This is a genomic window from Vagococcus coleopterorum, assembly GCF_011303955.1.
GTDB lineage: Bacteria > Bacillota > Bacilli > Lactobacillales > Vagococcaceae > Vagococcus_D > Vagococcus_D coleopterorum.
On record NZ_CP049886.1, the window covers coordinates 541,432 to 560,498 of the forward strand.

A 19,067-nucleotide genomic window follows, 5' to 3' on the forward strand; every position below is an offset into this window, starting at 1 on the left:
TTTATTTTGTTTCTGCTGTTGTTTTTCGTAAGTCTTCAATTTCAACGACTTTATATTTTTTACGTTCCACTTTATTAACGATATTTTTAAGAATTTCATCTGAGGTTTCAGCGGGTAAAGTGAATAACATCCGCCGTGAATAGCCTTCTTCCGTTGCGTCTAAAGTAATACAGCTTGTGATTTGAGATAGCTTCGAAATGATTTTTGAGACAGCGGCCAAGTCACCTTGGTGACCATCTGAGGCGACGGTTAAAACGTAACGTCCTTCAGAAACGTTCCAAGATTGAGCAAGGATGTTTAACAATTTACTGTGGGTTAAAATACCGTAAAAGTTTTGTTTTTCATCAAGAACAGCGATGTAAGGAAGTTCTTTGATTGAAAAGAAAATTTTGAAGAATGAAGAATTGATACTGATGAACTTTGTTGCATTTTTAATTAAGTGCGTGACAGGTAATGACATGTCACCGCCTTCTGATTTGTGGCGGTAGATATGCATTTTGTAAATATTACCGCGAAAAATATTTTCGGTACCATCAAGAACAGGCACGCAACGGTAGCCAGAATCTTCTAAAATAAGTAATGCATCAGCAAGTGAACAAGTTTCGCCGACAGTTGTTAAGTCGGACTTTGTAATACAGACTTGTTTGATTAGCATACGAGGTCCTTCTTTCTGAGTTTCTTGTTATGATTATCTTAACATAAACTCATAAAAATCCAAAGAGAAACCATTGATTTCTAAGGATAAAGCACTGATTTAAACCGGGCTTAGATTGACAGCTTAATTATTTGATGGTAATGTAAAATTATAAACTTTGAACAGGATGGGGGAACTGAATATGGCTGTAAGAAAAACATCATTAGCTTGTTCTGCCTGTGGATCAAGAAATTATTCTAAGTCTGTTAATGACGGGCAAAGAACTGAACGTTTAGAAATTAAAAAATTCTGTAAGTATTGTCAAGGGCATACTTTACACAGAGAAACAAAGTAGGGGGTATCGTATGTTTAAATTTATTAAAAGTGTTCGTGATGAAATGAAAAATGTGACTTGGCCAACGGGCAAGCGTTTAAGAAAAGATGTTAGCATTGTCATTCAAACAACAGTGTTATTCGCTATTTTCTTTGGTGTCGTAGATTTGGGTATTCAATTTATTATTGGACTATTTGTGTAGTGGTCACCTGTAAGGGTGGCTCTTTTTATTTTTAAAAGACTGGCGAAATAAAATAGAGAATGCTATACTAATGTTGAGAGAAAGCTTCGGGGAAAACTGGGGTTTTTTTATTTTACAGGAAAGTAGGCTGCTAGAAATGGAAACTTTTGAAAGACAGTGGTTTGTATTACACACGTATTCTGGCTATGAAAATAAAGTAAAAGAAAATATTGAGTCTCGTGCACAAAGCATGGGCATGGAAGATTTTATTTTCCGTGTAGTATCTCCAGAAGAAGAAGAGCGTGAAGTGAAAAATGGTAAGGAGAAAGTAACCGTTAATAAAACTTTCCCTGGCTATGTTTTAGTTGAAATGGTGATGACCGATGATTCTTGGTATGTGGTTCGTAACACACCTGGAGTAACAGGGTTTGTTGGATCCCATGGTGCTGGAAGTAAACCATCCCCTCTATTAAAAGAAGAAATCGAATTAATCTTACGTAAACTTGGATTAAGCACACGTCATAAAGAGCTTGATATTGAGTTGGGAGAAGTAATCAAGATTATTGATGGAGCCTTTGCAGGTTTAGTTGGTGAGATTACTGAGATTGACCATGAGCGTCAACAATTGAAAGTTAACATTGATATGTTCGGTCGTGAAACAGCTACTGAATTAGACTTTGAACAAATTGATAAACTATAATTTAAAAATAAAAAAGCTATCTCATTTGAGATAGCTTTTTGCTTTATCCAAAAATTTCTTTTGCCAAACGTCGACCAGTAGGTGTGTCAGCCAGACCACCCTCAGCAGTTTCTTTGAAGGCGCTAGGCATTTGTTCACCGACTTTACCCATTGCAATGACTACTTCATCTGGTGGGATAACACTTGTAATGCCAGCTAAGGCCATGTCAGCTGTGATATAAGCTTGAGAAGCGCCTAGTGCATTACGTTTAACGCAGGGCACTTCAACCAACCCAGCAACAGGATCACAAATTAATCCCATCATATTTTTTAATCCAATAGCAATTGCTTGGGCTGATTGCTCAGGGGTACCGCCATTGACAGCAACAAGAGCCGCCGCAGCCATAGCACTTGCAGAACCGACTTCGGCTTGACAGCCGCCAGCCGCACCACTGATTGAAGCGTTGTTAGCGATGACTAAGCCGAATGCACCAGCAGTAAACAAGAAATCAGTTTGTTGTTCATCTGTCAGATTTAAGTCTTCAACGGCAGCTCCTAATACTCCGGCAGCAACTCCTGCACTACCAGCAGTAGGGTTGGCACAGATTAGACCCATCTCGGCATTCACTTCGTTAACCGCGACAGCATTACGAACAGCTTTTAAGACAGATTCGCCACTTAAGAATTTTCCGCTTTCAAGATAAGCGTTCATCTTAGGTGCGTCTCCACCAGTTAAACCAGTTACTGATTTAACGCCAGCGGTTCCGCGTTGAATTGATTTCATCATCACGTCACGATTTTTTTGCATGTGTTTAATAATATCTTCGCGACTTGCTTTAGAAACTTCCATTTCTAATTGGATCATTGCTTCAGCAACGCTCCCTTTTTCGTTAGCAAGTGCGACTAATTCTTCAATAGTCTTGAACATGAGCGATTCCTCCAGTTGGTTAGTTTAAGAATGTGATGGCGTTGACAAACGGAAGTACTGTTAATTTATCAGTAGCTTTTCCTGCGGTGGGTTGATCCACTTCCACAACGCTTAGTAGTTCTGCTGTATTTTGAGATTCACTAGTACGAGACACGGCAACTTTAATGCCGTCTTGTGCAAGTGTATCCATAATAGTTTTGTTAAAAGTCGAGTCAGCTTGGTGTTTAATGACGAATGTTGGAACTCCGGCACTAATAGTTACAGGGTAGCCATTAACATCTGTAATTTCAATATTACCACCACCGATTGAAATGCCGGTCATAACTTCTTTATGGTCACCTTTATTTAATCGCATAACAACAGTATTTGGATGGTCTGCTGGTTCATCTTTAGGGATAAATGCGATTTCAATCCCAGCATCATGAGCAAGTTTCAATGACCCTGCTAGGCGTTCATCGTCGGGAGCCATATTTAATAAACCACCAACTAAAGCAATGTCGGTGCCGTGTCCTCGATATGTTTTGGCAAATGATTCATATAATAGAATATCAACGGAATCTGGTTGTTCACCAAAAAGTTCACGCATAATCTTGCCTATCCGGGCTGCGCCGGCAGTGTGAGAACTGCTTGGGCCAATCATAACTGGTCCGATAATATCAAAAACACTTCTGAATTGTCCTGCTGACATAATAAAAAACTCCTTTTATCTATAGTAATGATTTATGTTTGATTATATGTCTATCTTAACATATTGTGTGTGATTTAATAATTGGATAGCTCTTTAAGAATTCTAAGAGTTTGAGGTGAAAGAATGCTTAGAAGGCAAGTGATTTTTAATTTTAAAGAGTAGTAAGATAGACGCTTTTTATTTGAATAAAGACTTGATATCCCTAAGTTAATCTTATATAATAGTCTAGTGCGCGGAAACGCGTAATCTTTTGTTGAACAAAAGAGGGTGGGAGGAGAAATCTCAATCTCCATTAAACCACATCACGGACTCAAGGAGGTATGTCACGTGGCAAAAAAAGTAGAAAATATCGTTAAATTGCAAATCCCTGCAGGTAAAGCAACACCAGCACCGCCAGTAGGTCCTGCGTTAGGTCAAGCAGGTATTAACATCATGGGATTCACTAAAGAATTCAATGCTCGTACAGCAGATCAAGCAGGTTTAATTATTCCTGTAGTTATCTCAGTATACGAAGACCGTTCATTCACATTTATTACAAAAACACCACCAGCTGCAGTATTACTTAAAAAAGCTGCCGGTATTGAAAAAGGTTCAGGCGAGCCAAACAAAACTAAAGTTGCATCAGTATCAAGCGACCAAGTTAAAGAAATCGCTACTCTAAAAATGGAGGACCTAAACGCAGCTGACACTGAATCAGCAATGCGCATGGTTGAAGGTACTGCAAGAAGCATGGGGATTACATTAGATTACTAATCATTTTGATTATTAACGCTAACTGTAACCACCGGAAGTAGCTTCTCAGTCGATTTGTATTGAAAGATATAGATTCGTGGGAGGTTCTACCGTTATAACCACACTCAAGGAGGAACATTTAAAATGGCTAAAAAAAGTAAACAAATGCAAGAAGCATTGAAAAAAGTTGACACAACTAAAGTATATGATTTAAAAGAAGCTATCGCATTAGCTAAAGAAACAAACACAGCGAAATTCGACGCAACAGTTGAAGTTGCTTACCGTCTAAACGTTGACCCTAAGAAAGCGGATCAACAAATCCGTGGTGCCGTTGTATTACCAAACGGAACTGGTAAAACTCAAAAAGTTTTAGTATTCGCTAAAGGTGAAAAAGCTAAAGAAGCTGAAGCAGCAGGAGCTGACTACGTTGGTGATTCTGATATGGCTAACAAAATCCAACAAGGATGGTTCGATTTCGATGTTATCGTTGCGACACCTGACATGATGGGTGAAGTTGGTAAATTAGGTCGTGTCTTAGGACCTAAAGGTTTAATGCCTAACCCTAAAACTGGTACTGTAACTATGGACGTTACTAAAGCTGTTGAAGAAGTTAAAGCAGGTAAAGTAACTTACCGTGTTGATAAAGCTGGAAACATCCACGTACCAATTGGTAAAGTGTCATTTGATGATGCTAAATTAGTTGAAAACTTCCAAACTATTCATGATATGATTGTTAAAGCTAAACCAGCTGCAACTAAAGGTACATACATGAAGAACTTAGTAGTAACAACTACATTTGGACCTGGTGTTAAAATCGATACAGCATCTATCTAATTAGTTGCGAAATAGCCTTGACCTAGTTGCTTTTCCTATGGTAAAGTTACTAGGTTAAGTCTTATAATTTTATATGACGTACCGAAGACAGTAGGTGGCATTGCCTTAATTTCCTACCGAGGACAATATTGATTAGTCAATAGTCCCTCTATGTCCAAGGTGGCATGGAGTTTTTTTGTACCTTCGGGTAAGAAGGCTCCACCATCAAAAACTCAGGAGGTGAAATTAAAATGAGCGAAGCAATTATTGCTAAAAAAGCGCAACTTGTTGAAGAAGTTTCTGCTAAATTCAAAGAGGCAGCTTCAGTAATCGTAGTAGATTACCGTGGTTTAACCGTTGAAGAAGTAACAAACTTACGTAAACAATTACGTGATGCAAATGTTGAAATGAAAGTTATCAAAAACTCTATCTTATCTCGTGCAGCTGAAGCAGCTGGATTAGAAGGAATGGGTGAAGTTTTCACTGGACCTACTGCGGTTGCCTTCAGTAATGAAGACGTGGTTGCACCAGCGAAAATCATGAATGATTTCTCGAAAGATGCAGAAGCATTAGAAATTAAAGGCGGCGTTATCGAAGGTAGCGTATCTTCAGTTGAAGATATTAAAGCTTTGGCATCACTACCAAGTCGCGAAGGTATGCTTTCAATGCTACTTTCAGTACTACAAGCTCCTGTCCGCAACGTGGCGTACGCTATCAATGCTGTGGCAGAATCAAAAGAAGAAGAAGTTGCTTAATTGCAGCCTAGCTTTTTAACATGTAACACAAAAAAAACAAAAACTATAAAACCTATATGGAGGAATTTAAAATGGCATTAAACATTGAACAAATCGTTGCTGATTTAAAAGAATCAAGCATTTTAGAATTAAACGACTTAGTAAAAGCAATTGAAGAAGAATTTGGCGTATCTGCTGCTGCTCCTGTAGCTGCTGCTGGTGCTGCTGTAGCATCTGCTGAAGAGCAAACTGAATTCACTGTAGAATTAACTGCAGCTGGAGATCAAAAAGTTAAAGTTATCAAAGCAGTTCGTGAAGCAACTGGTCTTGGCTTAAAAGAAGCTAAAGCTGTAGTTGATGGCGCTCCTGCACCAGTTAAAGAAGGCGTTGATAAAGCAGAAGCTGAAGCACTTAAAGCTGCTTTAGAAGAAGTTGGCGCTACAATCACTCTTAAATAATTTTTATTTAAAAAGTTTGAAACCTATCTCCTTGTGAGATAGGTTTTTTTGTTGTGGCATTAGTTCTTTTCGATTGTGCTCATTTGTGAAAGTGGTACAATAATATTAATAAAACTTTTTAATCTGATTAAACAGATGGAAATGGAGCTTGTAAGAAATGACGAAATACACTGATGATAGCTTGACGTTACATACAGACTTGTACCAAATAAATATGATGAAAACCTACTGGGAATTAGGGCGTGCTGAACGTCACTCGGTATTTGAATGTTATTTTAGAAAGTTACCATTCAATAACGGCTACGCTGTTTTTGCAGGCTTGGAACGTTTAATTGAATACTTTGAACAATTAACATTTACAGACTCAGATATTGCTTACTTACGTGAAGTTGAAGAATATCCAGAAGAGTTTCTAACCTATTTAAAAAACTTTAAATTCGACTGTACAGTTCGTGCGGTTGCTGAAGGTGAATTAGTTTTTCATAATGAGCCATTAGTCCAAGTTGAAGGGCCTTTGGCACAATGTCAATTAGTAGAAACAGCTATTTTAAATATTGTGAATTTCCAAACCTTGATTGCAACAAAAGCTGCCCGCATTAAATCAGTTGTTGGAGATGAATTATTAATGGAGTTTGGTTCTCGCCGAGCACAAGAACTAGATGCAGCTTTTTGGGGAACGCGTGCGGCTTATATTGGTGGGTGTGATGCAACTAGTAATGTCCGAGCTGGCAAGGTTTTTGGTATCCCTACAAGCGGGACACACGCTCACTCATTAGTACAATCTTATCGTGATGATTACCAAGCGTTCAAAGCGTATGCTGAAACACACAAAGACTGTGTCTTTTTAGTAGATACATATGATACGTTGAAATCTGGTGTGCCAAATGCCATCAAAATTGCTGATGAAATGGGAGATAAAATCAATTTCAAAGGTGTTCGATTAGATAGTGGCGACATGGCATATATTTCTAAAAAAGTTCGTAAACAACTAGATGAAGCAGGCTATCCAGACGCAAAAATATACGCATCAAATGATTTAGATGAAGACACAATTTTGAACTTGAAAATGCAACACGCCAAAATTGATGTGTGGGGTGTTGGAACTAAGTTAATCACAGCGTATGATCAACCAGCATTAGGAGCTGTATATAAATTGGTGTCTATTGAAGATGACAATGGTCAAATGGTCGACACGATCAAGTTATCAGGAAATGCAGAAAAAGTTTCGACACCTGGTAAAAAACAAATTTGGAGAATCACTCAAAAAGAGAATGGTAAATCAGAAGGGGATTACATTTCTTTATGGGAAGAGGATCCTCGTGAATTAGATGAACTCTATATGTTCCACCCAGTTCATACTTATATTAATAAAACGGTGACTAACTTTATTGCGCGTCCATTGTTAATGGATATTTATACAGATGGTAAATTAATATATAAACAACCAACTTTAGCTGAAATTAAAAAGACAGCGATTGCCAATTATGATAGCCTTTGGGAGGAATACAAACGTGTTCTTAACCCGCAATTGTATCCAGTTGATTTATCTCAAGCAGCATATGATCAAAAAATGGCATGCATTGCTGAAGTCCGTAATAAAGTAAAAGATTTGTAAAAATAAATTTGTGAGGTGTCATTATGTCTATGCAAAAAGAAATCAGTCAGGTGCTAGGTGTTAAAGCAACGATCGATGCTGGAGCTGAAATTCGAGAACGTATTGACTTTTTAAAAGAATATTTATTGTCCTATCCATTTCTAAAAACGTTAGTGTTGGGCATCAGCGGTGGACAAGATTCGACTTTGGCCGGCCGATTAGCTCAACTTGCTATGACAGAATTGCGCGATGAGACAGGAGATAATGCTTACCAGTTTATCGCTATTCGCTTGCCGTATGGAGAGCAAGCAGATGAATCAGACGCTCAAAAAGCACTGGCATTTATTGAGCCAGATCAATCTCTTACAGTAAATATTAAAGAAGCGGTTATGGGAACGATGTCTGAGTTAGCCGAAGCAGGACAAACTATTTCTGATTTTAATAAAGGAAACATAAAAGCCCGTCAAAGGATGATCGTCCAATATGCAGTCGCTGGTCATAATAGTGGTGCTGTTATCGGGACTGATCATGCTGCTGAAAGTGTGACTGGTTTCTTTACCAAATTTGGTGATGGCGGGGCAGATATTTTGCCGTTAGCCGGCCTAACAAAAGGACAAGGTAAAGAGTTGTTGAAGGAATTAGGAGCTGACAAGTCCCTATACGAAAAAGTTCCAACGGCTGATTTAGAAGAAAACAAACCAATGATTGCTGATGAAGTTGCGTTAGGTGTAACGTACCTTGAAATTGATGCTTATTTAGAAGGCCGTGAGATTTCTGAAGAAGCAGCGAAAACGATTGAGGGTTGGTATGCCAAAACAGCTCACAAGCGTCACTTGCCGATTACACCAACGGATACTTTTTGGAAAAAATAAAGTAGGCTAGAAACTATTGTCTGTGGATGATGGTTTCTTTTCCTATTTAAGTTAAAGGAGTTAAGTATGGCGTTTATAAAAAAAGATAATCAACATTTTTATAATCCAATTCGTAAAGCAATTTTAAATCATGGCATGATTGAACCAGGTGATAAAGTAGCTATTGGGATGAGTGGTGGAAAAGATAGCACCTCGCTACTTTATTTTTTAGACCGAATTCGACGAGAAAAACGTCTTGGCTTTGATTTTGATATAGTTCCTATTAGTTTAGATATGGCAATGGGAATGGATATTTCGCCCATGGAAAAGTTTGTTGAAGAATTAGGATATCAACTAGAAGTGGTTCCTACGAATATTGCTACAATCGTTTTTGATATTAGAGAGGAAAAATCGCCGTGTGCCCTATGTGCTAATTTGAGAAGAGGGATTTTGAATAAGGCGGCAAAAGACTTAGGCTGCAATAAATTGGCATTAGGTCACCATTTAGATGATGCGATTGAAACCTATTTTATGAACTTTTTGTTTCATGGGAAGATGGCAAGTTTTGAACCACGTACGTATCTAAGTCGTGCGGATATTACGATGATTCGTCCACTGTTGTATTTGGAAGAAAAAGAAATTATTCGTTTGGTCAATCGTGAAGAATTGCCGATTATTTTCAACCCATGCCCAGTTGATAAAAAAACAAAGCGCGAAGAAGTGAAGCGCTTTGTATCCAGAATTTCAGAAACTTATCCGGATGTCCGACAAAAATTTGTTAAAGGGATGGAACAAGGGACAGCTAATGATTTTTGGACACCATTTATGGTGGAGCAAGATAATTAAATAAGTTATTAATGTTCAGTAAAGACAAAATATTGCATGTTTTCTGAAAATTGTTTATACTTATGGTGACATATCCATAAGGGAGTAACTGGCGGCATTGCCGTGACAACATCACCATCACTGAAAACAATATTTTCTGGTGTTGTCTTAATTAGTGAGACTTGTGTGTGCTTCTTTAGCATACATGAGTCTCTTTTTATTTGCTTGTGGATTGGACGATTACTAGGGGGAAGAAAAATGGCAGAAGAAAAGAAAGTTCAATCAAATGAATCATTCTATAACAAAAAAATTGCAGATGTCTTTAGAGTAGTGCACGCATCCGAAGAAGGACTGACTTCTGAGCAAGCTAAAAAACGCTTGTACGAATATGGCTACAATGAACTAGATGCAGGAAAAAAGAAATCTTTATTTTCAAAATTTTTAGACCAATTTAAAGACTTCATGATTATGGTTTTAATTGCAGCAGCTTTAATTTCTTTCTTCACTGGAGATAAAGTAGAGGCGATTATGATTTTAGTCGTGATTGTCATTATGGCAATTTTCGGCGTGGTTCAAGAAGCGAAGGCTGAACAGGCAATCGAAGCACTGAAAAGCATGTCGACACCGAACGCAAACGCATTACGTGATGGACACATTAACTCTATTAAGAGTACAGAGTTAGTGCCAGGTGATATCGTCGCTTTAGAAGCGGGAGATGTGATTCCGGCAGATTTACGTTTGTTTGAATCGAACTCTTTAAAAATTGAAGAAGCAGCTTTAACGGGTGAATCAGTTCCTTCAGAAAAAGAAGCCGTAGCTTTAGAAGGTGACGATGTGCCAATTGGCGATCGTATCAACATGGCTTATATGAATAGTAATGTAACTTATGGTCGTGGGACAGGTGTTGTTGTGGGCACAGGTATGCACACTGAAGTTGGTAAAATTGCCAGCATGTTAGCACAAGCCGATGAAACAGACACGCCGTTAAAACAAAACTTAAACTCATTAGGAAAAACCCTGACAGTTGCTATCCTAGCAATCTGTGTCATCATGTTTGGTGTGGGAATGATGAAAGGTGATCATACATGGGTTGAGTTATTATTAACATCAGTTTCACTTGCTGTAGCAGCAATTCCTGAAGGTTTGCCAGCAATTGTCACAATTGTCCTAGCCTTAGGTACACAAAAAATGGCTAAAAGAAATGCCTTAGTTCGTAAATTACCAGCTGTGGAAACACTTGGTAGTACTGATATTATTTGTTCAGATAAAACAGGTACGTTAACATTGAACCAAATGACAGTTGAAAAAATCTTTTCAAATAATGAATTAAAAGATGCGGCAACAGAATTATCAGATACAAATAAAACGTTGAAAATTATGAATTACTGTAATGATACGAAGTTTTCTTCAGAAGGCGAACTAATTGGAGATCCAACTGAAACGGCCTTAGTTCAGTTTGGTTTAGATAAAGGGTTTGATGTTCGTGAAAAAGTTGTTTCAGAACCACGTGTGGCTGAATTACCATTCGATTCAGTTCGTAAATTAATGACAACTGTTCATGAATTACCAGATGGTCGTTTTGCCATTACTACTAAAGGGGCACCAGATGAATTGTTAAAACGTTGTGCGTTTTATGACTTAGATGACAAGATTGTTCCTATGGATGAAGCTCAACGTCAGTTAGTTTTAGAAACTAACACAGGATTAGGTAAACAAGCATTACGTGTGTTGGCGATGGCGTATCGTTTCGTTGATACAATGCCAACTGATATTACATCAGAAGAACTTGAAAAAGAGTTAGTATTCTCTGGTTTAGTCGGTATGATTGATCCTGAGCGTGCAGAAGCAGCTAAAGCCGTTAAGGTTGCTAAAGAAGCCGGTATTCGTCCGATTATGATTACAGGTGATCACCGTGATACGGCCACAGCAATTGCAAAACGTTTAGGTATTCTTGGTGAAAATCAAGAGGATGCAGTTATTACGGGTGCCGAATTAAACGAGATTTCGGATGTTGATTTTGACAAGTTAGTAACAAAATACTCAGTTTATGCCCGTGTATCACCACAACATAAGGTGAGAATTGTAAAAGCTTGGCAAGATGCTGGCAAAGTAGTTGCTATGACTGGTGACGGTGTCAATGATGCCCCTGCTTTAAAAGCAGCCGATATTGGTATTGGGATGGGTATCACTGGGACGGAAGTTTCAAAAGGTGCCAGCGACATGGTTCTTGCAGATGATAACTTCTCAACTATTATTGTAGCGGTTGAAGAAGGACGTAAAGTATTTTCTAACATCCAAAAAACAGTTCAATACTTATTAGCAGCCAATTTAGGTGAAGTACTTACTTTATTCATTGCAACATTATTAGGTTGGGATACCTTGTTACCAGTTCACTTATTGTGGATTAACGTTGTGACAGATACCTTCCCTGCGATTGCCTTAGGTTTAGAACCAGCTGAAAAAGATGTGATGGATCACGCACCTCGTGGACGTGACTCGAACTTCTTATCTGGTGGGGTTATGAGTAGTATTATCTATCAAGGTATTCTTGAAGCGGCAATTACACTTGGTGTTTATTGGTTTGCTATTTCATATCCAGTCCACACAGGAGATTATAATGCCATTCATGGTGATGCTTTGACTATGTCATATGCAACATTGGGATTAATCCAATTGTTCCATGCGTTTAACGTGAAATCGGTTCACGAATCGTTGTTTAAAGTGGGAGCTTTCCGTAATAAGTTCTTTAACTACGCGATTCTTTTATCATTCACATTATTAGCAGCAACGATTGTGATTCCAGGATTTAATGATTTATTCAGTGTAAGTCATTTAGATGGTTACCAATGGGCAGTTGTCTTTGGTGCATCATTATCAATCATTCCGATTGTAGAAATCGTTAAATTTGTACAAAGAAAAACAATTTATAAATAATGAGTATCCCTAGTGAATTTCACTAGGGAGCTTTTTTTATACAAAGAAACAGTGTAATATATAAGAGGAAGATAACTAATAGAAAAGAGGATTTGTCGATGAAACCAAATTTAGGACAATACGTTCAAGTAATCAATAAAGTGGTAACAGAAACAGAAGAAATCGGAACAGAAATGCATCCTTACTTTGAAGAAGTAAGAACGGCTTTAGATACAGATGAAACAAAATTAACCAAAGGCACGTTAGCTGAGGTTCATGAAAAGTTTTCAGAAGGAACCGCTAAGTATAAAGAACTTTCAACAATGATTAATGGTCAAAAACCACCTGTCAAAGTAATGGGGATCCATAAGAAATTAGAAAAATCATATGCAGAATATGTTGTCGCTTGTCAAAAAATGGTCGATGCTATTGATCCAGAATCTGGTAAAGTTGATTGTGAAGCTTTTGATCTGTCAGAAAAAGAGCAAGATGATACGAGCGGAACCGTAGCATTCTGCATCCAAAGAATGACTGGTTTATTAATGAAATAAAAACAAAACGTTCATCAACTGGTGGGCGTTTTTTTGAAAGGGATTAACATGCGCTTAGATAAGCTGTTAGAAGAAAATAAAATCGGCTCACGTAAATCAGTGAAACGTACGTTATTAACGGGTGAAGTTATGGTTAATGATGAAATTATTCGATGCGGTCACTACAATGTTGATCCAGGATTAGACCGAATTTATGTTGGTTTGCAACAGCTATCGGGAGACCCTCATCGCTATATTATATTAAACAAGCCGCAGGGAGTAGTGACAGCAGTAAGCGATGCGGAGCATCAAACAGTTTTGGATAGTGTTAAAGCTCAAGGGATAGAGGTGACGGGTTTATTTCCTGTTGGACGTTTAGACCGAGATACAGAAGGGTTAACATTGTTAACGGATAACGGTCAATTGGCGTATGAGTTAGCAATGGGAGATAAGAAAGTCACTAAAATCTATCGTGTTCAGGTCAACACTTCTTTAACAAAGAATGATCAGGAAGCTTTTTTAGAAGGAATCAAATTTCATGATGGGACAACTTGTAAGCCGGTTATTTTAAAAATAATAAGTAGTTCAAAAGAGGTTAGTGAAGCGCGTGTTGAAATACAAGAAGGAAAATTCCACCAAGTTAAAAAGATGTTTTTAACTCGTGATGGCAAAGTGACGTTCTTAAAACGCATTGCGTTAGGGCCGCTAAATTTACCTGATGATTTACTTGTGGGTGAGGCAAGACCGTTAACGATAAATGAATTAGAATCTTTAAGGCCATTCTTCAACCCTAACCCTCAATAAATCTGTTATTTTTATGGCTAATAATCAGACGTAAATGAATAGCCTATTTTTTGATAAAAAAGCGGAGATATTAAATTTGTGATTGAAAAAAGAAGCTTGATAGCTTAGTATAGATAGAGATAATACAGTTCAATGAAAGAAGGGTTTAATAGGATGAGCGAAGCAAAGAAACCAATCGTCATCGGTGTTACTGGCGGTTCTGGTAGTGGAAAAACAAGTGTTAGCAAAGCGATTTTAAATGAATTTAAAGATCATTCTATTATGTTATTTGAACAGGATGCCTATTATAAAAATCAAAGCCATTTAAGCTATGAAGACCGATTGAAAACTAATTATGATCACCCGTTTGCCTTTGATACAGAATTGTTGATTGAGCAACTGACGGATCTAATTAACTATAAAGCGGTAGATAAACCGGTTTATGATTATGAAGCTCATACTCGAAGCGATAAAGTCGTTCATCAAGAACCTAAAGAAGTAATTATTGTCGAAGGAATTTTGATTTTAGAAGATGAACACCTACGTGATTTAATGGATATTAAGGTTTATGTGGATACCGAAGATGATATTCGTATTATCCGTCGTATTAAACGAGATATGGAAGAACGTGGCCGTACCTTAGATTCTGTTATTGATCAATATTTAACAGTTGTAAAACCGATGTTTACACAATTTATTGAACCCACTAAAAAGTTCGCTGATATTATTATTCCAGAAGGTGGCTCAAATCAAGTCGCTATTGATTTGATGACAACTAAAATTGGAAGTATTCTAGATAAATAAGACCTGACTTTCAGGTCTTTTCTTTCGTTTGAAAAAGAACGTACATTCGCATATAATGGTAATTGAGAAGAGGTGAGTACAATGGCGAATGAGTTAAGATTCCCGCTGAAGAATGATGTGTCTCGAAAAATAATTCATTTAGATATGGATGCCTTTTATGCATCGGTGGAAGAACGTGATCACCCGGAATTAAAAGGGCAACCCTTAGTCATTGCACGTCACCCTAAAGAGACAGGCGGTAAAGGGGTTGTCACAACAGCCAACTATGCTGCTCGTGAGTATGGTATACATTCAGCTATGAGCGCGCAAAAAGCCTATGAACTATGTCCTAAAGCTAATTTTATTCCTGGGGACATTTCTCATTACAAAGAAATATCCGCTCAGATTCACAAAATTTTTCATCGTTATACGGATATCATAGAGCCATTGGCATTTGACGAAGCTTACTTAGATGTGACAGAAAATAAAGTTGGCTCAACGAGTGCGATTAAAATCGCTAGAATGATTCAAAGGGACATCTGGGAGGAACTTCAGTTAACTTGTTCGGCCGGTGTTAGTTATAATAAATTCTTGGCAAAGCTAGCCTCGGATTTTGAAAAACCTAAAGGGTTAACATTAGTGTTACCCGAAGATGCTGAAGCCTTTTTAAAAGAGATGCCAATTGAAAAGTTTCATGGTGTAGGTAAAAAAACAGTTATCAAAATGCATGAATTGGGTATTTTTACAGGTTCAGACTTGTATAAGGTTGAAGAAATGTCTTTGATTCAAGAATTTGGGAAGATGGGATATGAACTTTATCGAAAAGTACGCGGGATTCACAATGCTCCTGTTAACCCGAATCGTCAACGAAAATCGATAGGTCGGGAAAATACATATAGTAAACCTTTAATTAGTGAAAACCAGGTAATATTACAATTGAGAGAGTTGTCTAACGACGTGTCCAAGGCGTTAAAAAATCATCAAAAACATGGGCAGACGGTTGTTTTAAAAGTAAGATATGATAATTACGAAACGATTACTCGACGACGGACGTTGTCTGAGTATGTAGAGACTGCTGAGGATATTTTTTTTCATGCTCAATTGATTTGGGAAGAGTTTGCTGAAAGCAATCAAAGCATTAGGTTGCTAGGTGTGACAGTGACCAATCTTGATCCAAGGACATTTGAAACGATTAGTTTAGATTTAAAACAAAAATAAAAAGCCCTTTTAAGGGCTTTTTATTTTTTGAATAATTTCATCCAAATCCGCTTGAAAAAATTTTCTGTTGGTTCATCTTCTAACGTATTCTTCTCGGTTGTAGTTTTTGATTTGAATCGCTCAATTGAGATATTTTCTTGATTAACTGCTTCATTTGTTGCGTAAACAAGGCCAATATCTTCTAAAGTTAAGTCTTTATCAGTATCGACAATTTTAAAGGAAATATTATTTTTTTGGGCAACAGCCATGTAGACACTTTGATCAGAGAAATCTAAATCTCCATTTAATAGAAGTTGGTGGCCAGGATTATCTTGTAAATATTTTTTTAATAGAGTGACATTTTCGTTTTTTTTCATCTCGCTAACAGTCATGGCGAGATAGATACGTTCTCTGAAAGTTCCGAGGTAAGTATTTTTTTCTTCAGGTTTAATTTGAGGGGAACCGTAAAGACCTTTTTCAAGGTAATCATTCACGTCTTTGGGGCACATTTAAGCGTCTCCTTTGTTATTTATTAACTTCAGTATAGCATATGGGCTGAATTCTTGTCAGATAGCCTTATATAAGTAATAGTTTTGTGAGAAATCAGAGATAACCTCTTGTTTTTATCTCTCATTTCAAATAAACTAATTATGAGATTGAAAATCATTCTCAATTACGGATTTTGAAGAGGATTCTCTTATGAAAAAATATAGTTTACTTGTGATGCTGTTGTCGTTGGCGGGAGTATCATTGTTTATTGGGGTTCAAAGTATCCCGGTGTCAGATGTTTTTCAGCTCAATGATAATCAATCATTGGTGTTATGGTCGACACGTGTGCCAAGAACGGTTAGTTTGATTATCGCCGGTGCGACAAGTGCTGTTTGTGGATTAATCATGCAACATTTGACTCAAAATAAATTTGTATCGCCAACAACTGCGGGGACAATGGATAGTGCTCGTCTTGGTATTTTAGTAGCGATGGTCTTTTTTCCAAATGGCTCAACATTAGTGCGCTCATTTGTGGCATTTATCTTTGCATTTTTAGGAACCGTGTTATTTATCCAGTTGATCCAAAGATTACCTCAAAAAAATCAAGTGATGGTTCCCCTTGTAGGTTTAATGTTTGGGAACATTGTGGGGTCTGTGGTTACTTTCTTTGCTTATCAATTAGAGTTGATTCAAAATATGTCATCATGGCTACAAGGTAATTTTTCAGTACTGTCACGTGGCGGATATGAGTTAATCTATTTAACCGTACCATTGCTAATTGTGGCTTACTTCTATGCCTATCACTTTACGATTGCTGGGATGGGAAAAGATCTCGCGACGGGAATTGGTTTGAATTATCAAGTCATTCAACTTTTTGGTTTAGGGTTGGTTGCCTTGGCGAGTAGCTTGATTTTAGTGACAATTGGTGGTTTGCCATTCTTAGGAGTTATCATTCCGAATATTGTTTCTTTGTATTTTGGAGATCAAATGAAGCAAACTATTTGGGTTACCGCAGGAGCAGGAAGTTGCTTTCTAATTATTTGTGATATCATTTCACGATTAGTGATTGCGCCATATGAGGTTCCTGTTAGTTTGACAGTAGGAGTGATTGGTAGCGTTATTTTTATTATTTTATTGTTAAAGGGGGCTAAAAAATGAGCTCTTTAAAACAATCTATTTTATTAAAGATTCTTTGTTTAGTTCTAGTTGTGGGTATTTTTTCTTGGCTATTTTTAACATATAACACATATGGCAACTGGGAGTTTGCCTTACAGCTTAGAGGTAAAAAGTTATTGGCTTTTATATTAGTTGGTATTTCAACGGCGTTTGCGACAATTAGTTTTCAAACCTTAACGCAAAATCACTTTTTAACACCAAGTATTTTAGGGTTTGATTCCTTATATATTGTGCTGCAAACAGGCTTATTCTTTTTCTTTGGCAATCAACATATTGAGTTAATGCAAAATAATTTTTTGATGTTTGCTATTAATGTCTTATTAATGGTAGGAGTTAGCACTATTTTGTTTTTCTTTTTGATTAGTCGAGAACAAGAGAACTTATACTTATTGCTGATGGTGGGTATGATTTTAGGAACTTTTTTTGGAAGCTTAAGTTCTTTCATGCAAGTGATGCTAGATCCGAATGAATACGATAAGTTGCAAGGGAAGCTGTTTGCAAGCTTTGCAAACGTGGATGTTTCTTTATTGCAAATAGGAAGTGTTATTACTTTGGTGGTGGTCTTGTTCCTTTGGAAATTATCACCTAAGTTAGATGTCTTACACCTTGGTAAATCACAAGCTATCAGCTTAGGCATTAATGTGAAACGGTTGCAAATCAGCTTGTTAATGGCGATTAGCTTATTAATCGCTATTTCTACTGCACTGGTTGGTCCAGTGACATTTTTAGGATTTATTGTTGCGAATTTAACGTATCAATTTATTAAAACCTATCGTCATCACATTTTGTTTATAGTGGGTAGTTTAATTGGTATTTTACTATTAGTTGTAGGTCAATTCTTTGTAGAGCAAGTCTTTAAATGGAATACAACGATGAGTGTAGTGATTGAATTTATCGGTGGTATTTATTTTGTTGTTAAAATTTTAAAGGAAAGGAAGACGACATAGATGGATATTAAAAAAGTGTCTAAAAATTATGGTAAAAAAATAGTTGTGTCTGATGTTGACGTTCCTTTAGAGAAAGGGAAGTTAACGGCTTTTATTGGACCTAACGGGGCCGGGAAAAGTACGTTGCTTTCAATGATGAGTCGGTTGATAGAAAAAGACACGGGTGAAATTTACATTGACGGTGATGAGGTTGCTAGTTGGAAACAAAATGAATTAGCTAAGAAACTGTCAATTTTAAAGCAAGCTAATGCCATTTCTTTAAAAATAACAGTCAGGGATTTAGTGGCTTTTGGACGATTTCCATATAGTAAGGGTCGATTAACAAAAGAAGATCAAACAATCATTGATCAATCCTTAGAACATTTGGGCTTGGTTGAGTTACAAAATGAAGAAATTGACACTTTGTCAGGTGGTCAGTTGCAACGTGCTTATATTGCGATGGTATTGGCTCAAGATACGGATTATATTTTATTAGATGAGCCGCTGAATAACTTAGATATGAATTATGCTGTTCAAATGATGAAAACATTACGAGATTTAGTCGATAATCATGGAAAAACTGTGGTTATTGTTTTACATGATATTAATTTTGCTGCAAGTTATGCTGATCAAATCGTTGCAATGAAACATGGCCGAGTGTTCAAGCAAGGTCCTACGGATGAAGTCATTAATAAAGACGTTTTAGACAGTCTATATGAAATGAACATCCGTGTTTGTGAACTAGAAGGTAAACGCTTCTGTTTATACTTCAATGAATCTTAGTGGTTTCAAATCCTTAAAAAAGGGAAACAAAAAAAT

At 37.1% G+C, this 19,067-nt stretch carries 23 protein-coding genes and 1 other annotated feature; of the genes, 18 read left to right on the forward strand and 5 right to left on the reverse strand.

Annotation, left to right across the window (positions count from 1 at the left end; all coding sequences use genetic code 11):
• Position 1 precedes the first annotated feature (1 nt).
• A complete protein-coding gene (gene cbpA, locus G7081_RS02795; protein WP_166007192.1) occupies positions 2–655 on the reverse strand; it encodes a cyclic di-AMP binding protein CbpA in 654 nt (217 codons plus the stop codon).
• A gap of 181 nt (positions 656–836) precedes the next feature.
• Between cbpA and rpmG the strand changes: the two genes are divergently transcribed.
• The 3 genes from rpmG (at position 837) to nusG (ending at position 1,849) form a co-directional block, all read left to right on the forward strand.
• Positions 837–989, forward strand: coding sequence for a 50S ribosomal protein L33 (rpmG, locus tag G7081_RS02800; RefSeq protein ID WP_166007194.1), 153 nt, complete (start codon positions 837–839; stop codon positions 987–989).
• 10 nt (positions 990–999) lie between these two features.
• Positions 1,000–1,170 (forward strand): preprotein translocase subunit SecE, encoded by a 171-nt coding sequence (gene secE / locus G7081_RS02805; RefSeq protein WP_166007196.1) that lies wholly within the window; start codon positions 1,000–1,002, stop codon positions 1,168–1,170.
• Between the two features lie 136 nt (positions 1,171–1,306).
• Complete coding sequence (gene nusG, locus G7081_RS02810) at positions 1,307–1,849, forward strand: transcription termination/antitermination protein NusG (protein WP_166007198.1); 543 nt, start codon at positions 1,307–1,309, stop codon at positions 1,847–1,849.
• 43 nt (positions 1,850–1,892) lie between these two features.
• On the opposite strand, the gene sdaAA is transcribed toward nusG, so the two are convergent.
• Positions 1,893–2,756: an L-serine ammonia-lyase, iron-sulfur-dependent, subunit alpha gene (sdaAA, locus tag G7081_RS02815; RefSeq protein ID WP_166007200.1), complete on the reverse strand. Its 864-nt coding sequence runs from the start codon at positions 2,754–2,756 to the stop codon at positions 1,893–1,895.
• A gap of 19 nt (positions 2,757–2,775) precedes the next feature.
• Positions 2,776–3,444, reverse strand: a complete 669-nt coding sequence (gene sdaAB / locus G7081_RS02820) for an L-serine ammonia-lyase, iron-sulfur-dependent subunit beta (protein ID WP_166007203.1) — start codon at positions 3,442–3,444, stop codon at positions 2,776–2,778.
• 327 nt (positions 3,445–3,771) lie between these two features.
• Here sdaAB and rplK point away from each other — a divergent pair, with 327 nt between their 5' ends.
• From rplK to G7081_RS02855, 7 genes are all read left to right on the forward strand, one after another.
• Positions 3,772–4,197 (forward strand): 50S ribosomal protein L11, encoded by a 426-nt coding sequence (rplK, locus tag G7081_RS02825; protein ID WP_166007204.1) that lies wholly within the window; start codon positions 3,772–3,774, stop codon positions 4,195–4,197.
• Between the two features lie 123 nt (positions 4,198–4,320).
• The gene (gene rplA, locus G7081_RS02830) at positions 4,321–5,010 is read left to right on the forward strand and encodes a 50S ribosomal protein L1 (RefSeq protein WP_166007206.1); all 690 of its coding nucleotides are present in this window, start codon (positions 4,321–4,323) and stop codon (positions 5,008–5,010) included.
• Between the two features lie 63 nt (positions 5,011–5,073).
• Positions 5,074–5,196 (forward strand) — a sequence feature (ribosomal protein L10 leader region).
• A 44-nt stretch (positions 5,197–5,240) separates the two neighbouring features.
• A complete protein-coding gene (gene rplJ / locus G7081_RS02835; RefSeq protein ID WP_166007208.1) occupies positions 5,241–5,744 on the forward strand; it encodes a 50S ribosomal protein L10 in 504 nt (167 codons plus the stop codon).
• A 71-nt stretch (positions 5,745–5,815) separates the two neighbouring features.
• A complete protein-coding gene (rplL, locus tag G7081_RS02840; RefSeq protein WP_166007210.1) occupies positions 5,816–6,181 on the forward strand; it encodes a 50S ribosomal protein L7/L12 in 366 nt (121 codons plus the stop codon).
• 157 nt (positions 6,182–6,338) lie between these two features.
• Positions 6,339–7,796, forward strand: coding sequence for a nicotinate phosphoribosyltransferase (locus G7081_RS02845; RefSeq protein ID WP_166007212.1), 1,458 nt, complete (start codon positions 6,339–6,341; stop codon positions 7,794–7,796).
• A gap of 23 nt (positions 7,797–7,819) precedes the next feature.
• A complete protein-coding gene (gene nadE, locus G7081_RS02850) occupies positions 7,820–8,647 on the forward strand; it encodes an ammonia-dependent NAD(+) synthetase (protein WP_166007214.1) in 828 nt (275 codons plus the stop codon).
• Between the two features lie 66 nt (positions 8,648–8,713).
• Positions 8,714–9,472, forward strand: a complete 759-nt coding sequence (locus G7081_RS02855) for a tRNA 2-thiocytidine biosynthesis TtcA family protein (RefSeq protein WP_166007216.1) — start codon at positions 8,714–8,716, stop codon at positions 9,470–9,472.
• Positions 9,473–9,480: 8 nt separating this feature from the next.
• Here the strand turns inward: G7081_RS02855 and G7081_RS02860 are convergent, their stop codons facing one another.
• Positions 9,481–9,654: a hypothetical protein gene (locus G7081_RS02860; protein ID WP_166007218.1), complete on the reverse strand. Its 174-nt coding sequence runs from the start codon at positions 9,652–9,654 to the stop codon at positions 9,481–9,483.
• A 55-nt stretch (positions 9,655–9,709) separates the two neighbouring features.
• Between G7081_RS02860 and G7081_RS02865 the strand changes: the two genes are divergently transcribed.
• From G7081_RS02865 to dinB, 5 genes are all read left to right on the forward strand, one after another.
• Positions 9,710–12,385, forward strand: a complete 2,676-nt coding sequence (locus tag G7081_RS02865) for a cation-translocating P-type ATPase (RefSeq protein ID WP_166007220.1) — start codon at positions 9,710–9,712, stop codon at positions 12,383–12,385.
• A 98-nt stretch (positions 12,386–12,483) separates the two neighbouring features.
• On the forward strand, positions 12,484–12,915 hold the full coding sequence (locus tag G7081_RS02870; protein ID WP_166007222.1) for a hypothetical protein: 432 nt from the start codon (positions 12,484–12,486) through the stop codon (positions 12,913–12,915).
• Between the two features lie 48 nt (positions 12,916–12,963).
• The gene (locus tag G7081_RS02875) at positions 12,964–13,698 is read left to right on the forward strand and encodes a 16S rRNA pseudouridine(516) synthase (protein WP_166007224.1); all 735 of its coding nucleotides are present in this window, start codon (positions 12,964–12,966) and stop codon (positions 13,696–13,698) included.
• Positions 13,699–13,851: 153 nt separating this feature from the next.
• A complete protein-coding gene (gene udk / locus G7081_RS02880; protein ID WP_166007226.1) occupies positions 13,852–14,481 on the forward strand; it encodes a uridine kinase in 630 nt (209 codons plus the stop codon).
• 81 nt (positions 14,482–14,562) lie between these two features.
• A complete protein-coding gene (dinB, locus tag G7081_RS02885) occupies positions 14,563–15,678 on the forward strand; it encodes a DNA polymerase IV (RefSeq protein ID WP_166007228.1) in 1,116 nt (371 codons plus the stop codon).
• A 20-nt stretch (positions 15,679–15,698) separates the two neighbouring features.
• On the opposite strand, the gene G7081_RS02890 is transcribed toward dinB, so the two are convergent.
• On the reverse strand, positions 15,699–16,166 hold the full coding sequence (locus G7081_RS02890; protein WP_166007230.1) for a YueI family protein: 468 nt from the start codon (positions 16,164–16,166) through the stop codon (positions 15,699–15,701).
• A 190-nt stretch (positions 16,167–16,356) separates the two neighbouring features.
• On the opposite strand from G7081_RS02890, the gene G7081_RS02895 reads away from it, so the two are divergent.
• Genes G7081_RS02895 through G7081_RS02905 form a run of 3 tightly spaced genes read left to right on the forward strand, consistent with a single transcriptional unit; the run spans position 16,357 to position 19,031 of the window.
• Positions 16,357–17,304 (forward strand): ABC transporter permease, encoded by a 948-nt coding sequence (locus G7081_RS02895; protein WP_166007232.1) that lies wholly within the window; start codon positions 16,357–16,359, stop codon positions 17,302–17,304.
• On the forward strand, positions 17,301–18,269 hold the full coding sequence (fitB, locus tag G7081_RS02900) for an iron chelate uptake ABC transporter family permease subunit FitB (protein ID WP_166007234.1): 969 nt from the start codon (positions 17,301–17,303) through the stop codon (positions 18,267–18,269). The genes G7081_RS02895 and fitB overlap by 4 nt, the downstream gene beginning before the upstream one ends.
• A complete protein-coding gene (locus tag G7081_RS02905; protein WP_166007236.1) occupies positions 18,270–19,031 on the forward strand; it encodes an iron ABC transporter ATP-binding protein in 762 nt (253 codons plus the stop codon).
• Positions 19,032–19,067: the final 36 nt, after the last annotated feature.

Coding starts and splice junctions, on each gene's coding strand:
- cbpA (WP_166007192.1), bottom strand. CDS start 655: ATGCTAATCAAACAAGTCTGTATTACAAAGTCCGACTTAACAACTGTC.
- rpmG (WP_166007194.1), top strand. CDS start 837: ATGGCTGTAAGAAAAACATCATTAGCTTGTTCTGCCTGTGGATCAAGA.
- secE (WP_166007196.1), top strand. CDS start 1,000: ATGTTTAAATTTATTAAAAGTGTTCGTGATGAAATGAAAAATGTGACT.
- nusG (WP_166007198.1), top strand. CDS start 1,307: ATGGAAACTTTTGAAAGACAGTGGTTTGTATTACACACGTATTCTGGC.
- sdaAA (WP_166007200.1), bottom strand. CDS start 2,756: ATGTTCAAGACTATTGAAGAATTAGTCGCACTTGCTAACGAAAAAGGG.
- sdaAB (WP_166007203.1), bottom strand. CDS start 3,444: ATGTCAGCAGGACAATTCAGAAGTGTTTTTGATATTATCGGACCAGTT.
- rplA (WP_166007206.1), top strand. CDS start 4,321: ATGGCTAAAAAAAGTAAACAAATGCAAGAAGCATTGAAAAAAGTTGAC.
- rplJ (WP_166007208.1), top strand. CDS start 5,241: ATGAGCGAAGCAATTATTGCTAAAAAAGCGCAACTTGTTGAAGAAGTT.
- rplL (WP_166007210.1), top strand. CDS start 5,816: ATGGCATTAAACATTGAACAAATCGTTGCTGATTTAAAAGAATCAAGC.
- G7081_RS02845 (WP_166007212.1), top strand. CDS start 6,339: ATGACGAAATACACTGATGATAGCTTGACGTTACATACAGACTTGTAC.
- nadE (WP_166007214.1), top strand. CDS start 7,820: ATGTCTATGCAAAAAGAAATCAGTCAGGTGCTAGGTGTTAAAGCAACG.
- G7081_RS02855 (WP_166007216.1), top strand. CDS start 8,714: ATGGCGTTTATAAAAAAAGATAATCAACATTTTTATAATCCAATTCGT.
- G7081_RS02860 (WP_166007218.1), bottom strand. CDS start 9,654: ATGCTAAAGAAGCACACACAAGTCTCACTAATTAAGACAACACCAGAA.
- G7081_RS02865 (WP_166007220.1), top strand. CDS start 9,710: ATGGCAGAAGAAAAGAAAGTTCAATCAAATGAATCATTCTATAACAAA.
- G7081_RS02870 (WP_166007222.1), top strand. CDS start 12,484: ATGAAACCAAATTTAGGACAATACGTTCAAGTAATCAATAAAGTGGTA.
- G7081_RS02875 (WP_166007224.1), top strand. CDS start 12,964: ATGCGCTTAGATAAGCTGTTAGAAGAAAATAAAATCGGCTCACGTAAA.
- udk (WP_166007226.1), top strand. CDS start 13,852: ATGAGCGAAGCAAAGAAACCAATCGTCATCGGTGTTACTGGCGGTTCT.
- dinB (WP_166007228.1), top strand. CDS start 14,563: ATGGCGAATGAGTTAAGATTCCCGCTGAAGAATGATGTGTCTCGAAAA.
- G7081_RS02890 (WP_166007230.1), bottom strand. CDS start 16,166: ATGTGCCCCAAAGACGTGAATGATTACCTTGAAAAAGGTCTTTACGGT.
- G7081_RS02895 (WP_166007232.1), top strand. CDS start 16,357: ATGAAAAAATATAGTTTACTTGTGATGCTGTTGTCGTTGGCGGGAGTA.
- fitB (WP_166007234.1), top strand. CDS start 17,301: ATGAGCTCTTTAAAACAATCTATTTTATTAAAGATTCTTTGTTTAGTT.
- G7081_RS02905 (WP_166007236.1), top strand. CDS start 18,270: ATGGATATTAAAAAAGTGTCTAAAAATTATGGTAAAAAAATAGTTGTG.